Below are 14,608 nucleotides of genomic sequence, written 5' to 3'. Positions count from 1 at the left end.
GCCGGCATCAGTGCCGGCCACGTTCACTCAGAATTCCTGTTGATGGACATTGGGCTGTTTGCGCGGCGTGGGGGCGAAGCCGAGCTTGCCGTCGAGCACGTTCTGCGCACGTTCAAGGTCGATGTCCTTCTCCCAGCGGGCGATGGCCACGGTGGCGACGCAGTTGCCGATCAGGTTGGTCAGCGCACGGCCAATGCCCATGAACCAGTCCACCGCCAGCACCAGCACCAGGCCGACCACCGGAATCGCCGGTACCGCGGTCAAGGTGGCGGCAAGAATCACCAAGGCCGAGCCTGGGATGCCGTGAGCACCCTTGGAAGTCACCAACGACACCAGCAGGATGGTCAGCAGGTCGGTCATTTCCAGCGGCGTGCCAGTGGCGTTGGCAATGAACACGATGGCCAGGGTCAGGTAGATGGAGAAGCCGTCAAGGTTGAACGAGTAGCCGGTAGGGATAACCAGGCCGACAGTGGAGCTGCCGATGCCCAGGTGCTCCAGTTTGCGCATGATTTGTGGCAGCACGGCGTCGGAGGACGCGGTGCCAAGGACGATGGTCAGCTCTTCACGCAGGTACTTGATCAGTGGCAACAGCTTCAGGCCCGACAGGCGCATCACCGTGCCCAGCACGACCAGGACGAAACCGGCGCAGGTCAGGTAGAACAGTGCCACCAGGCCACCCAGGTGCTGCAGCGACTCCAGGCCGTACTTGCTGGTGGTAAAGGCGATGGCGCCGAATACGCCAATCGGCGCCAGGCGCACGATCATGCCCATGATCCGGAAGATCACATGGCTCAGTTCGTTGATCAACCGCGAAATCCCGGCGGCCGAGTCCCCGACCAGGTTCAGCGCACTGCCGAACAGCACCGAGAACAGCAGCACCTGCAGAATGTTGTTGTCAGCAAAGGCACCGATCACCGAGGTGGGGATCAGGTCCATGAAGAACGCCGTGGCACCGTGGATGTGCTGGCCACGCTCGGCCAGGCTGCTGGCATCGGCGCTGGACAGCTGCTCCAGGTGGATGTTGGCACCACTGCCAATGCCACTGCTGAAGGCGAAGATCAAGCCGATCACCAGGGCGATGGTGGTCAGCACTTCGAAGTAGATCACCGATTTCAAGCCGATGCGCCCGACCTTTTTCAGGTCACCCGCGCCGGAAATACCGCTGACCACCACGCAGAACACGATCAGGCCGATCAACATCTTGATCAGCTTGATGAAGCCGTCGCCGAGGGGTTTGAGTTGCAAGGAAAGGTCGGGGAAGCTGAGGCCGCAGGCAATGCCGAGGGCAAGGCCGAGCACGACTTGCAGGAATATCGAACGCGAGCACCATTTGAGCATGGAAGTGATCTCTGATCGGTGTCCTTGCTTCGGTAGCCGCACGGGGCGAAAGAGCGCAGGACTTAATTATTGTGGTCTTACCGGTTTGTTCAGCGCCAGGCCATAAAAGCGCGAAAAATCCCAGATTGCAAGGCTTTTTGGCCTTACCGGTCTGACCAGTTGTGGGGCAACTCGGCCCACCAGGCTCTAGTTCGGTGCGCACCGCAATCGGAATGCACAGAAAACAGTTCAGGGCATGGCCGGTGCCTGGTTACAGTTTGCAATCCGCTTCTAGCAATCCGCTTGCCAATCGCCGAGCCAGCCTCGACTTTTTTGATAACGCCATGATTCGTAAGGTTTATTTGCATTATGTGGCTGAAATCGTAGAATCCGCGCCCGACCGGGCAGTCAGCAACGGGCCGTTTGCGGGAAAATCCTCCCGACCCCGCCCCAAGCTGGCGCCTGGCGTTCAAATGAATGGAGTCTCATCGTGCGCCTCAACCTCCCGGTCACCCCGGTCGAGCAACGTTTCCCCCCTGGTCAGCGGCTGATTTCCGCCACTGATACCGCCAGCCTGATCACCTACTGCAACCCCGAATTCACTGCCATCAGCGGTTACAGCGAGGCCGAACTGATCGGCAGCCCGCACAACCTGGTGCGCCATCCGGACATGCCACCGGCGGTGTATGCGCTGATGTGGCGTTACCTGAAGGCCGGCAAGAGTTGGATGGGCATCGTCAAGAACCGCTGCCGCAACGGCGACTACTACTGGGTCAACGCCTACGTCACCCCCATCCTCGAAGGCGGGCGGGTGGTTGGCTACGAGTCGGTGCGGGTGTGCCCCACACGTGAGCAGGTGGCCCGCGCCGAGGCCCTGTATGCTCGGCTGCGCAACGGCCAACCGGCCTTGTCGGCAGCGCACCGGCTGGGCTCGCTGGCTCAGGCCCTGGCCTTGCCACTGGCGGGTGGGCTGCTGGCGGTGGGTGCCAACCAGCTGTGGCCCGGCTTGCCGGGGCAGGGCCTTACAGCGGGCCTGTTCCTGGCCTACGGCTTGTGGGCGCGCAACGCCGTCGGACGGCAGTTGCAGCAGGTTGTGCAGGGCGCCGAGGGCACCTTCGCCGACCCGGTCGCAGCCTTGACCTACAGCGACTTGCCAGGTGCTGCGGGGCAACTGCAAGTGATGCTGATCAGTGAGGAGGCACGGCTGAAAACCGCGTTGACCCGCTTGAGCGACCTGGCCGGGCAAATGGCCGTGGCCGCCCATGATGCCGGGCAATTGTCACGCGGCACCGAAGCGGCATTGCTGGACCAGCGCGCCGAAACCGACCTCAGCGCCACGGCGATGAACCAGATGGCTGTTTCCATCGGCCAGGTGGCCAACCACGTACAGCTGACTGCCGCCGAGGCGCACACCGCGCACCTGCTGGCGGCGCAGGGCAGCCAGGTGGCCGATGCCAGTGGCGCGGCCATCCGCACCCTGGCCAGCACCGTGACCCAGATCAACCAGGCGGTCAGCCACCTGGCTGGTCAGACCGGCGCCATCGCCGACGCCGCCGGGATGATCCGCAGCATTGCCGAGCAGACCAACCTGCTGGCGCTCAACGCGGCCATCGAGGCCGCGCGTGCGGGCGAGCATGGCCGCGGTTTTGCCGTGGTCGCCGATGAGGTGCGGGCACTTGCCGACAAGACCCGCCAGTCGACCTTGCACATCCAGGCCATCATCGACGCCCTGCGCAGTGGTGCCGAGGAGGCTGTGGAAATTGCCACCCAAGGTATCATCGGGGCCGAGCAGGGCGTTGCCCAGGTGCAGGAGGCCCGGCAGGCACTGCATGGCATTCGTGACGCGGTGCAGCGTATCAGCGACATGAGCCAGCAGATGGCCACGGCCTCGCAGCAGCAATCGGCAGTGGCCGAAGACGTTTCGCGGCAGATCAATGGCGTGGCCGGCATTGCCCGGCACAGCGCCAGCAGCGCCAACGCCGCCGCTTCGCGTGGCGCCGAACTGGAGCAGGTGTGCGCCGGATTGCGTGCCCTGGTGGAGCGCTTCAACCGCTAAGGCAGGATGCTTTATGGATGACAACTACCGCGCGGCCGTGGATGCGGCTGCGATTTTTTCCGAAACCGACCTGCGGGGCAACATCACCTACGTCAACCAGCAGTTCTGCAGCATCTCGGGCTACAGCCGCGAAGAACTGCTGGGCGCCAACCACCGCATCCTCAACTCCGGCCTGCACGAGCCGGCGTTTTTCGTTGGCATGTGGCGGGCGCTGGCTGCGGGCGGGGTATGGAAGGGCGAGATCTGCAACCGCGCCAAGGACGGGTCGCTGTATTGGGTGGACAGCACCATGGTGCCGCTGGTCGACCCAGCCACCGGCCAGGTGCGCAAGTACGTGTCGATCCGCTTCGACGTCACCGAGAAGCGCCAGCTGCTGCATACCTTGCAGTGGCGGGTGGGCCATGATGTGCTCACCGGTCTGCCCAATCGTGCCTACCTGTCCGAACTGCTGAACCAGGCCTTGGCATACTCGCGCCAGGAGCACAGCCCGCTGGCGGTATGCATGCTGGACCTTGATGGTTTCAAGGCGGTCAATGACGGCTATGGGCATGCCATGGGGGATTTGCTGCTGATGGAGGTGGCGCAGCGGCTGAAGAACATCCTGCGTGGCGGTGATGCCGTGGCCCGGCTGTCGGGGGATGAATTCGTGCTGATCCTGCGCGATATGAATGACGACCGCCATCTGCATGGGGCCCTGCGTCGGGTGCTGCGCGCACTGGCGGCGCCCTATGAGGTGCGTGAACAGACCTTGGCGCTAAGTGCCAGCATCGGCGTTACCCTGTACCCCCAGGATGACGAAGACGCTGACACCCTGGTGCGCCATGCCGACCAGGCGATGTACGTGGCCAAGCAGCGCGGGCGCAACCGCTATCACCTGTTCGACGTGTCCCAGGAGCTGGAGCTCAAGGCCACCCACCAGACCGTGGCGCATGTGCGCCGGGCGCTGAACAACGGTGAGATGTGCGTGTACTACCAGCCCAAGGTCAACCTGCGCACGGGCCAGGTCCTCGGCTTCGAGGGCCTGCTGCGCTGGCAACGGCCCGGCCATGGGCTGGTGCTACCCGGCGACTTCCTGCCCTGGGTCGAGCAGACCGACCTGATCGTCGAAATCGGCGAGTGGGTGCTCGAACAGGCGCTGCACCAATTGCAGTCCTGGCAGCGCCAGGGCCGGTCTTGGTCACTGAGCGTGAATATTGCTGCACGGCATTTGCAGCGCAGCGACTTTGCCGAACGTTTGCAGCAACTGCTGGCGGCGTACCCCGAGGTGGCGCCGGCGCGGCTGGATCTGGAAATCGTCGAGTCGGTGGCCATCGACAACCTGCAGCACGTCAGCCGCTGCCTCGATGCCTGCCGTGCACTGGGCGTGTGCTTTTCGCTGGATGACTTCGGCACCGGTTATTCGTCGTTGAGCTACCTGAAGCGTTTGCCGACCCAGACGATCAAGATCGACAAGTCGTTCGTGCGCGACATCCTGCATGACCAGGACGACCTGGCGCTGACTGCAGCGGTGATCGGCCTGGCCCGGGCATTTGGCCGTGAGGTGATTGCCGAGGGGCTGGAGAGTGTCGAGCACGGCCGGGTGCTGATGGGCCAGGGTTGCGAGCTGGCGCAGGGGTACTGCATAGCCCGGCCGATGCCGGCGTCTGAGGTGGAGGCCTGGGCGCAGGCTTACCGGCAGCCGGCGCAATGGCGCGAGTGTTGAGTTGCCGGGCTTGCCGCCAGATCATCAGCCCCCACGCAGCCGCTTGTAAAGCGTGGTACGGCTGATCCCCAGCCTGCGTGCCACCGCCGACAGGTTGCCATCGGCTTGTGCCACCAGCACCTGCAAGTCCTCACCCTCGGTCGCAACCACCACCGGCACCTGCGACTCGGCCAGAAAACCCGCGGGCAGGTGTTCCAGCCCGACCGGGGCGTTGCCGGCCAAGGCCAGCGCTACCTGCAGCACACTCCCCAGTTCACGCAGGTTACCCGGCCAAGGGTGCTGGTCGAGCAGGTCGATAATGCCCGCTGGCAGCCGCGCAGGTTGCCCTGGGTCGCGGTAGCGCGCATGCAGCTGCTCTATCAATGCCCGCCGGTCAGCGCGCTCGCGCAGTGGCGGCAACACCAGCGCCAGGCCGGCGATGCGGTAGTACAGATCCTGGCGGAAGCGCCCGGCACGCACCTCGTCGGCCAGGTCGCGGTTGCTTGCCGACACCACCCGGATATCCACCGTCACCGGTTCGCCGCTGCCCAGCGGCTGGATGCTGCGCGACTGCAGTACGCGCAGCAGGCGGGCCTGGGTGGGCAGTGGCATGTCGCCGATCTCGTCGAGAAACAGGATGCCGTGGTCGGCCTTGCGGATCAGCCCCGGATTGCCCTTGTGGTGGGCACCGGTGAATGCCCCTTTGTCGTATCCAAACAACTCCGACTCCACCAGCTCGGCCGGGATTGCCGCACAGTTGACGGCGACCAGGGGCTGGTTGGCGCGGCTGCTGGCGCGGTGCAGGTCATTGACGAACACTTCCTTGCCGACGCCGGTTTCACCCTGTACCAGCACCGGGATGTCCTTTTCCAGCAGCAGTCCGGCCTGGGTTAGTGCCTTTTCCAGGCGCGGCTCGCCTTTGCAGCGGGAAGTGGCCGTGCGTGGGGGCTGCCACAGGCAATGAAAGCGGTTGCGCCCGGTGGCCTGCAGGGCGAAGGCCTGTTGCCGCGGATGGCTGAGCAATTGCTGCAGGGGCAACTGGAACAACTGCTCGATGTTCTGCTGCAGCGGGTTGCTGCCCAGCAGGCTGTCGGCCCGGTGATTGGCGGCCAGCACCTGCCCGCGCTCATCGAACACCAGCAGGCCGGCCCAAGGGCTGTCGAGGTTGTCGGAGGCGCTGTTGAAGAGCAGTTGCGCGTGCTGGTCGGCGTGCTCGGCGAGGATCAGGCGGTTTTCCAGGCTTTGGCCCATCATGCGCACCAGGCCCAGTGTCTGGCTGGCCGGCAGGTAGCCGTCACTGGCCACGTCCAGCCCCCCCACCAATCGCCGGGCGGCGTCGAACAGCGGGGCGGCGGCGCTGGACAGGTAGCGGTTCTGCCGCAGGAAGTGTTCGTCGTGGCCAACGTGGATCGCTTCGGCGCAGACCAATGCGGTGCCCAGGGCGTTGGTGCCCACGCCACGCTCGTGCCAATGGGCGCCGGCGCTGAACCCATGCTGCTGGCGTGGCTCGATGAACCGCCGCGAACCCCAGGTGTCGAGCAGGCAGCCGCTGGCGTCGGCCAGCATCACCAGGTAGCTGGCGTTGCCCAGCAGGTGCGTGTATTGCGGCAGCACCTCCTCGCGAGTCAGACGCAGGAGTGCCTGACGCCGCTCCAGCAGGGCACCGAGTTCGGCGCGGCTCAGGCAGTCGAAGTCCGGTGCGTGCTGGGGTTGCAGACCGTGTTCACGGCAGCGGGCCCAGGAGGCCTGGATCAGCTGGGCATGGGTCGAAGCGGATGCGTCCATGGGCCTGTCCTGTGTGGTTATTGTCATGGGCCGACCGCTGTTCAGTGTTGTGCACGAGTGTTCATTGTCAAACCGGCGAGTGTTCAGTTGTGCAGCCATTGTGTTCACTTGTGAACCGCTGATTTGCCGGGCTTGCCGCGTTCGCCCCGGGCCAGAGCGGCGCGGCGCAACTGGCACGGAACTGGCTGTGCCCGGCAGACAACAACTACAGAAAGGCCACGCCATGTCCCTGGTGCTGGAGCAAGTCAGCCGCAGCGTCGACAACCAGGCCTGGGTCGTCGATGCCTCACTGCGTTTCGAGCCTGGGTCGTTCAATGTGCTGCTGGGCCGCACCCTGGCCGGCAAGACCAGCCTCATGCGCCTGATGGCCGGGCTCGACCGCCCGGACTGCGGGCGTGTATTGATGGATGGCCAGGACGTGACCGGCGTGCCGGTGCGCCAGCGCAATGTGTCGATGGTGTATCAGCAGTTCATCAACTACCCGACCCTCAGTGTCTACGAGAACATTGCCTCGCCGTTGCGCCAGGCGCACATGGCCGAAGCGGAGATTCGCCGGCGGGTGCAGGAAACCGCCGAGATGCTGCGTATCGAAGCCTACCTGCAGCGCCTGCCACTGGAGTTGTCCGGCGGTCAGCAGCAACGCACGGCGATGGCCCGGGCGCTGGTCAAGGATGCCTCGCTGATCCTCTTCGACGAGCCTTTGGTCAACCTCGACTACAAGTTGCGCGAGGGCCTGCGCCAGGAATTGCGCGAGCTGTTTGCGGCGCGCCATTGCATCGCCGTGTACGCCACCACCGAGCCCAACGAGGCGCTGGCGCTGGGTGGCACCACCACCCTGGTGCACGAGGGCCGTATCGTCCAGAGCGGGCCCACCGCCGAGGTCTATCAGCGCCCTGGCAGCGTGCTGGCCGCCGAGCTGTTTTCCGAGCCGCCGATCAACCTGGTGCCTGGCCGAATCAGCGGTAATGAGGTGAGCCTGGCCCAGGCGGTGCACTTTGCCCGCAGTGCCGACTTGCAGCAGCTTGGCGAGGGCGACTACCGCTTTGGCGTGCGCCCCAGCCATATCACCCTGGTGCCGGCCCACGACGACGACCTGGAACTGGCGGTGTCGGTTGAGCTGGCCGAGATCAGTGGCTCGGAGACTTTCCTGCATGTGCGCAACGAACACTGGCGAATGATCCTGCACCTGCCAGGGGTTCACGAATACCAGGTGGACACGGCGATCCGCGTGTTCATCCCCACCCACAAGCTGTTCGTCTTCGACAGCACCGGTGCGCTGGTGCAGGCACCCGGCCTGCGCCAGACAAGGAGAGGGTGATGGCCGAAATTCGCCTGCGCCAACTGGCCCATAGCTATAGCCGCCACCCTGCCAGCGAGGCGGACTATGCCTTGCATGCGTTGGAACATGTGTGGGAGCAGGGCGGTGCCTATGCCTTGCTCGGGCCGTCGGGCTGCGGCAAGTCCACCTTGCTCAACATCATCTCCGGCCTGCTGACCCCGTCCCATGGCGAGGTGTTGTTCGACGGCAAGCCGGTCAATCAGCTGTCGCCGCAGGCGCGCAACATTGCCCAGGTTTTCCAGTTCCCGGTGGTGTACGACACGATGACGGTGTTCGACAACCTGGCGTTCCCGTTGCGTAACCAGGGGCTGGACGAACCCCGGGTGCGAGCCCGGGTAGCGGAAATTGCCGAGGTGCTCGACCTGGGAGCCGTGCTGCGCAAGAAGGCGCGCAACCTCAGCGCTGATGAAAAGCAGAAAGTTTCCATGGGCCGTGGCCTGGTCCGCGACGATGTGTCGGCGATCCTGTTCGACGAGCCGCTGACGGTGATCGACCCGCACCTGAAGTGGAAGCTGCGACGCAAGCTGAAGCAGATCCACGAGCAGTTCAACATCACCATGATCTATGTCACCCACGACCAGCTGGAGGCCTCCACCTTCGCCGACAAGATTGCGGTGATGCACGGCGGGCGCATCGTCCAGTTCGGCACGCCGCGCGAACTGTTCGAGCGGCCGCGGCACACCTTCGTTGGCTACTTCATCGGCAGCCCGGGAATGAACCTGATCGAGGTACGCGCCGACGCCCAAGGGGTGGTGTTCGGCGATGTTCATCTGCCGCTGCCCGACGGCCTGCGAGAACGCTTGGCGAGCACTGCAGGCGGGCGCTTGCAGGTCGGTATCCGGCCCGAGTTCGTGCAGCTGTGGGACAGCCCGCTCGACAACACCTACCCGGCCCAGGTGCTGGATGTCGAGGACCTGGGCACCTACCGCATCGTCACGCTGGAACTGGGCGGTGTGGCGCTGAAAGCGCGCTTGAACGAAGACCGCCCGCTGCCGGAGGGGCGGGCCTGGGTCAGCCTGCCGGCGCAGTGGCTGATGCTGTATGTCGATGACCTGCTGCTGGAGCCAGGGCCATGAACAAGGTGCACAACAACAAAGCCTGGTGGCTGGTGCTGCCGGTGTTCCTGCTGGTGGCATTCAGTGCCGTGGTGCCGATGATGACGGTGGTCAACTATTCGGTGCAGGACATCTTCGACCAGTCCAACCGCTATTTCGTCGGCGCCGACTGGTACCGCCAGGTGCTGCGCGATCCGGCGCTGCACGACGCGCTGCTGCGCCAGTTCATCTATTCCGCCTGCGTGCTGCTGATCGAGATTCCACTGGGCATCGGCATTGCCCTGACCATGCCCACCAGAGGGCGTATGGCCTCGGTGTGCCTGATCGTCATGGCCATCCCGTTGCTGATCCCGTGGAACGTGGTGGGCACCATCTGGCAGATCTTCGGCCGCGCTGATATCGGCCTGCTCGGCGCCACCCTGGCCAAGCTCGGGGTCAGCTACAACTATGCCGGCGACCCCTTCGACGCCTGGCTCACCGTGCTGGTGATGGACGTGTGGCACTGGACTTCGCTGGTGGCATTGCTGTGCTACTCGGGGCTGCGGGCGATCCCCGACGTGTACTACCAGGCCGCGCGCATCGACCGCGCCTCGGGCTGGGCGGTGTTCCGCCACATCCAGTTGCCCAAGCTGAAGAACGTGCTGCTGATCGCGGTGATGCTGCGCTTCATGGACAGCTTCATGATCTACACCGAGCCCTTCGTGCTGACCGGCGGTGGGCCCGGCAACGCCACCACCTTCCTCAGCCAGACTCTCACGCGCATGGCCGTGGGGCAGTTCGACCTGGGCCCGGCGGCGGCGTTTTCGCTGGTGTACTTCCTGATCATCCTGCTGGTGTCGTGGCTGTTCTACACAGCCATGACCCATGCCGACAAGGAGTAGGCCGTGAGCACACGAAAATCGCTGGCGCTGCTGCTGTATTTCTTCTTCCTGCTGGTGCCGATCTACTGGCTGCTCAACATGTCGTTCAAGAGCAACACCGAGATCCTCGGCGGCCTCACCCTATGGCCGCAGGCGTTTACCCTCGACAACTACAGGGTGATCTTCACCGATGCCAGCTGGTACAACGGCTACCTCAACTCGCTGTACTACGTGTGCCTGAACACGCTGATTTCGCTGCTGGTGGCGCTGCCGGCGGCCTATGCCTTTTCGCGCTACCGCTTCCTGGGTGACCGCCACCTGTTCTTCTGGCTGTTGACCAACCGCATGGCGCCGCCGGCGGTGTTCCTGTTGCCGTTCTTCCAGCTGTACTCGTCGATTGGCCTGTTCGACACCCATATCGCCGTAGCCTTGGCCCACTGCCTGTTCAACGTGCCCCTGGCGGTGTGGATCCTCGAAGGATTCATGTCCGGCGTACCCAAGGAAATCGACGAAACGGCCTACATCGACGGCTACAGCTTTCCGCGCTTCTTCGTGAAGATCTTCATTCCCTTGATTGGCTCCGGCATCGGCGTCACGGCGTTTTTCTGCTTCATGTTCTCCTGGGTCGAGCTGCTGCTGGCGCGCACCCTGACTTCGGTGAATGCCAAACCGATTGCCGCAGTGATGACCCGCACGGTGTCGGCTTCGGGCATCGACTGGGGCGTGCTGGCAGCGGCGGGGGTACTCACCATTCTGCCCGGCATGCTGGTGATCTGGTTTGTACGCAACCATGTGGCCAAGGGCTTTGCCCTGGGCCGGGTGTGAGGAGGGAAACCCATGGAGTGGATGGCCTGGACCCTGCCGACGGCGCTGTTTTTTGCCGCCGTTGGCATGCTGCTGCTGGGCATGACCCTGCTCGAACTGCGCCGACCCTGTGTGCAGCGGCGGGGCTTTCTGCCGTTGGTCACCAGCCGGGGTGATCGTCTGTTCATCGGCCTGCTGGCCAGCGCCTACCTGCATCTGCTGGTGGTCGGTGTCAGCGAGTGGCCATTGTGGGTGGCCTCGCTGCTGTCGCTGGCTTGGCTGCTGGTGGTGCTGCGCTGGGGCTGAGCGAATGGCCCTGTGGGATAACTGAAACGGGAGATCACAATGTTCGATAACAAGCACAACAGGCGACATTTGACCCTGGCCGCATTGCTGGTACTGGCCAGCGTGCAGGGCACTGCCTGGGCCGACCAGTACGAAGATGCGGCAAAAAAATGGATCGGCAGCGAGTTCAAGCCATCGACCCTTACCCCTGAACAGCAGCTGGCCGAGTTGCAGTGGTTCATCAAGGCGTCCGAGCCGTTCCGTGGCATGAAGATCAACGTGGTCTCGGAAACCATTACAACCCACGAATACGAGTCCAAGGTGCTGGCCAAGGCGTTCAGCGAGATCACCGGCATCCAGCTGACCCACGACCTGCTGCAGGAAGGCGACGTGGTGGAAAAACTGCAGACCCAGATGCAATCGGACAAGAACATCTACGACGGCTGGGTCAATGACTCCGACCTGATCGGTACGCACTTTCGCTACGGGAAGGTGGAATCGATCACCGATCTGATGGCCAACGAAGGCAAGGACTACACCTCGCCGACCCTGGACCTGAAGGACTTCATCGGCATTTCCTTTACCACAGCACCTGACGGCAAGGTCTACCAACTGCCCGACCAGCAGTTTGCCAACCTGTACTGGTTCCGTGCCGACTGGTTCGAACGGCCCGAGCTGAAAGCCAGGTTCAAGGAGAAGTACGGCTACGATCTGGGCGTACCGGTGAACTGGTCGGCCTACGAGGACATCGCCAGGTTCTTCAGCGAAGACGTCAAGGAAATCGACGGCAAGCGTGTTTATGGTCACATGGACTATGGCAAGAAAGACCCATCGCTGGGCTGGCGCTTCACCGATGCCTGGTTCTCGATGGCCGGCGGAGGCGACAAGGGCCTGCCCAATGGGTTGCCGGTGGATGAATGGGGTATTCGCGTGGAGGACTGCCACCCGGTGGGCTCCAGCGTGACCCGGGGCGGCGACACCAACGGCCCGGCCGCCGTCTATGCCACCCAGAAGTACGTGGACTGGATGCGCGCCTATGCGCCCAAGGAAGCCCAGGGCATGACCTTCTCCGAGGCCGGCCCGGTGCCGGCCCAGGGCAACATCGCCCAGCAGATCTTCTGGTACACCGCCTTTACCGCGGACATGACCAAGCCTGGGCTGCCCGTGGTAAATGCCGACGGCACGCCGAAATGGCGCATGGCGCCGTCGCCGAAGGGCCCGTACTGGGAGGAGGGCATGAAGCTGGGCTACCAGGACACCGGCTCGTGGACCTTCTTCAAGTCCACGCCCGAGAAGCAGCGTCTGGCGGCGTGGCTGTATGCCCAGTTCGTCACCTCGAAGACCGTATCGCTGAAAAAGACCATCGTCGGTCTCACCCCGATACGCGAGTCGGACATCAACTCCCAGGCCATGACCGACCTGGCGCCCAAGCTGGGTGGGCTGGTGGAGTTCTACCGCAGCCCGGCGCGGGTGCAGTGGACGCCCACCGGCACCAACGTGCCGGATTACCCGCGCCTGGCGCAGCTGTGGTGGAGCCACATCGCCGAGGTGGCCAGTGGCGAGAAGACCCCGCAGGAAGCCCTGGATGGCCTGGCCCGCGACCAGGACCGTATGATGGAGCGCCTGCAGCGGTCCAACGCCCAGGCCACCTGTGCGCCCAAGCTGAACCCGGAGAAGGATGCCCAGTACTGGTTCGACCAGCCCGGTGCGCCGAAGCCCAAGCTGGCCAACGAGAAGCCCAAAGGCGAGACGGTCAGCTACAACGAACTGCTGAAGTCGTGGGAGGCGGCCAGGAAGTGATCGGCTGAATACCGCGCTGGCTTCTTCGCGGGTAAACCCGCTCCCACAGTGATATCCCTGTGGGAGCGGGTTTACCCGCGAAGAGGCCGGCGCAACCACGCAAAAAAAACGGGCAAAAAAAACGGCACCTGCCAGAGGTGCCGTTTTCACTTCACGCGGTATTACTTGTGCAGCTCTTGCGCCGCATACAGCGTGTTTTCCAGCAGGCACGCCCGGGTCATTGGCCCGACGCCGCCTGGCACCGGCGTGATCCAGCCCGCGCGCGGCAGGGCGGTCTCGTAGACCACGTCGCCGACCAGCTTGCCATCTTCCTGGCGGTTGATGCCCACGTCGATGACGATGGCGCCTTCCTTCACCCACTCACCTTTGACCAGCCCCGGCTTGCCGGCAGCCACGACCACCAGGTCGGCGCGCCCTACGTGGCCGGCCAGGTCCTTGGTGAAGCGGTGACATACCGTCACGGTGCAACCGGCCAGCAGCAGCTCCATGGCCATCGGCCGGCCCACGATGTTGGAGGCGCCGACGATGACCGCGTCCATGCCGTACAGGTCCTGGCCGGTGCTTTCCAGCAGGGCCATGATGCCTTTCGGGGTGCACGGGCGCAGCAGCGGGATGCGCTGGGCCAGGCGGCCGATGTTGTACGGGTGGAAACCGTCGACGTCCTTGTCCGGGCGAATGCGCTCGAGCAGCAGCGAGGCATCGAGGTGCTCGGGCAGGGGCAGTTGCAGCAGGATGCCGTCGACGGCCGGGTCATCATTGAGGCGATCGATCAGCTCGGTCAGGGCGTGCTGCGTGGTTTCGCTGGGCAGGTCGAACGCCTGCGAAATGAAGCCGACCTCTTCGCAGTCCTTGCGCTTGTGCGAGACATAGACTTGGGAGGCGGGGTCGGTGCCGACCAGGATCACCGCCAGGCCCGGCGTACGCAGGCCTTGCTGGCGACGCTCCACGACACGTTGAGCGATCTGCTGGCGCAGGCTGGCGGCGATCGCCTTGCCATCGATTAGGTGTGCAGTCATAGACGCGTGATTAACCATCGAGAAGGAAACAATAAAGAGGGCGTATTCTCGCACGACCCGCGCCAAGGGCAAAGGCGGGTGGTCGGGCAAATCCCCTAACCCCTTAAATAATTTAAATTTTTTTGAAAAAGGTGTTGACGACTTTCGGGGTCGCCTATAAGATTCGCCGCACTTGTCGGGCACAGCCTAGCACTGGTTGGCTAAGTCGGGCAGAATGAGTGGTTTGGCAGTTATCTGCCAAGTTCTTGTTCGGTTAGACTTCAAGCTTAAGCGCCCGTAGCTCAGCTGGATAGAGCATCCGCCTTCTAAGCGGATGGTCGCAGGTTCGAGTCCTGCCGGGTGCGCCATTAGGCGGCATTGGCAAGCAAGTAGGCGGTAATGCAATATGGTGGGCGTAGCTCAGTTGGTAGAGCGCCGGATTGTGATTCCGGTTGTCGTGGGTTCGATTCCCATCGTCCACCCCATATTCTTCAAAGGCGCCTCGATAGTATCTGGCGCCTTTGTTTTAAGCGTTACGCGGACGTGGTGAAATTGGTAGACACACTGGATTTAGGTTCCAGCGGCGCAAGCTGTAAGAGTTCGAGTCTCTTCGTCCGCACCATGCTTCTGT

At 63.7% G+C, this 14,608-nt stretch carries 11 protein-coding genes, 3 tRNA genes and 1 pseudogene; 12 read left to right on the top strand and 3 right to left on the bottom strand.

What is annotated here, in order from left to right:
* Window positions 1–27 precede the first annotated feature (27 nt).
* The gene (locus AC5O5R_RS18440; RefSeq protein WP_172230613.1) at window positions 28–1,338 is read right to left on the bottom strand and encodes a C4-dicarboxylate transporter DctA; all 1,311 of its coding nucleotides are present in this window, start codon (window positions 1,336–1,338) and stop codon (window positions 28–30) included.
* Between the two features lie 469 nt (window positions 1,339–1,807).
* Between AC5O5R_RS18440 and AC5O5R_RS18435 the strand changes: the two are divergent.
* The 3 genes and pseudogenes from AC5O5R_RS18435 to AC5O5R_RS18425 form a co-directional block, all read left to right on the top strand.
* Window positions 1,808–2,089 (top strand): annotated as a pseudogene (locus AC5O5R_RS18435) (PAS domain-containing protein); the annotation flags it as partial.
* Between the two features lie 408 nt (window positions 2,090–2,497).
* Complete coding sequence (locus AC5O5R_RS18430; RefSeq protein WP_494515472.1) at window positions 2,498–3,373, top strand: methyl-accepting chemotaxis protein; 876 nt, start codon at window positions 2,498–2,500, stop codon at window positions 3,371–3,373.
* A 13-nt stretch (window positions 3,374–3,386) separates the two neighbouring features.
* Complete coding sequence (locus AC5O5R_RS18425; RefSeq protein WP_172220656.1) at window positions 3,387–5,075, top strand: putative bifunctional diguanylate cyclase/phosphodiesterase; 1,689 nt, start codon at window positions 3,387–3,389, stop codon at window positions 5,073–5,075.
* A gap of 24 nt (window positions 5,076–5,099) precedes the next feature.
* Here the strand turns inward: AC5O5R_RS18425 and AC5O5R_RS18420 are convergent, their stop codons facing one another.
* On the bottom strand, window positions 5,100–6,839 hold the full coding sequence (locus AC5O5R_RS18420; protein WP_172220659.1) for a sigma-54-dependent Fis family transcriptional regulator: 1,740 nt from the start codon (window positions 6,837–6,839) through the stop codon (window positions 5,100–5,102).
* A 223-nt stretch (window positions 6,840–7,062) separates the two neighbouring features.
* Here AC5O5R_RS18420 and AC5O5R_RS18415 point away from each other — a divergent pair, with 223 nt between their 5' ends.
* From AC5O5R_RS18415 to AC5O5R_RS18390, 6 genes are read left to right on the top strand one after another with little or no spacing between them, the layout of a single operon-like run.
* Window positions 7,063–8,157 carry an ABC transporter ATP-binding protein gene (locus tag AC5O5R_RS18415; protein WP_172220662.1) on the top strand — a complete coding sequence of 365 codons (1,095 nt, stop codon included), beginning with the start codon at window positions 7,063–7,065 and terminating at the stop codon, window positions 8,155–8,157.
* Window positions 8,157–9,254, top strand: coding sequence for an ABC transporter ATP-binding protein (locus AC5O5R_RS18410; protein ID WP_172220666.1), 1,098 nt, complete (start codon window positions 8,157–8,159; stop codon window positions 9,252–9,254). The genes AC5O5R_RS18415 and AC5O5R_RS18410 overlap by 1 nt, the downstream gene beginning before the upstream one ends.
* Window positions 9,251–10,114, top strand: a complete 864-nt coding sequence (locus AC5O5R_RS18405; RefSeq protein ID WP_172220669.1) for a carbohydrate ABC transporter permease — start codon at window positions 9,251–9,253, stop codon at window positions 10,112–10,114. The genes AC5O5R_RS18410 and AC5O5R_RS18405 overlap by 4 nt, the downstream gene beginning before the upstream one ends.
* 3 nt (window positions 10,115–10,117) lie before the next feature.
* On the top strand, window positions 10,118–10,918 hold the full coding sequence (locus tag AC5O5R_RS18400; RefSeq protein ID WP_172220672.1) for a carbohydrate ABC transporter permease: 801 nt from the start codon (window positions 10,118–10,120) through the stop codon (window positions 10,916–10,918).
* A gap of 12 nt (window positions 10,919–10,930) precedes the next feature.
* Complete coding sequence (locus AC5O5R_RS18395; protein ID WP_172220675.1) at window positions 10,931–11,203, top strand: DUF2160 domain-containing protein; 273 nt, start codon at window positions 10,931–10,933, stop codon at window positions 11,201–11,203.
* Window positions 11,204–11,242: 39 nt separating this feature from the next.
* A complete protein-coding gene (locus AC5O5R_RS18390) occupies window positions 11,243–12,982 on the top strand; it encodes an ABC transporter substrate-binding protein (RefSeq protein WP_172220678.1) in 1,740 nt (579 codons plus the stop codon).
* A 161-nt stretch (window positions 12,983–13,143) separates the two neighbouring features.
* Here AC5O5R_RS18390 and folD read toward each other — a convergent pair whose 3' ends face one another.
* The gene (gene folD, locus AC5O5R_RS18385) at window positions 13,144–13,998 is read right to left on the bottom strand and encodes a bifunctional methylenetetrahydrofolate dehydrogenase/methenyltetrahydrofolate cyclohydrolase FolD (RefSeq protein WP_172220681.1); all 855 of its coding nucleotides are present in this window, start codon (window positions 13,996–13,998) and stop codon (window positions 13,144–13,146) included.
* Between the two features lie 270 nt (window positions 13,999–14,268).
* Here folD and AC5O5R_RS18380 point away from each other — a divergent pair.
* From AC5O5R_RS18380 to AC5O5R_RS18370, 3 genes are all read left to right on the top strand, one after another.
* A tRNA-Arg gene (locus AC5O5R_RS18380) sits at window positions 14,269–14,345 on the top strand.
* 41 nt (window positions 14,346–14,386) lie between these two features.
* A tRNA-His gene (locus AC5O5R_RS18375) sits at window positions 14,387–14,462 on the top strand.
* Between the two features lie 52 nt (window positions 14,463–14,514).
* A tRNA-Leu gene (locus tag AC5O5R_RS18370) sits at window positions 14,515–14,599 on the top strand.
* Window positions 14,600–14,608 lie beyond the last annotated feature (9 nt).

Source organism: Pseudomonas sp. 8_5_2 (assembly GCF_059295255.1).
The sequence above is the reverse complement of the archived record's forward strand: the minus strand, read 5'-3'. Positions and strand labels throughout refer to the sequence as shown.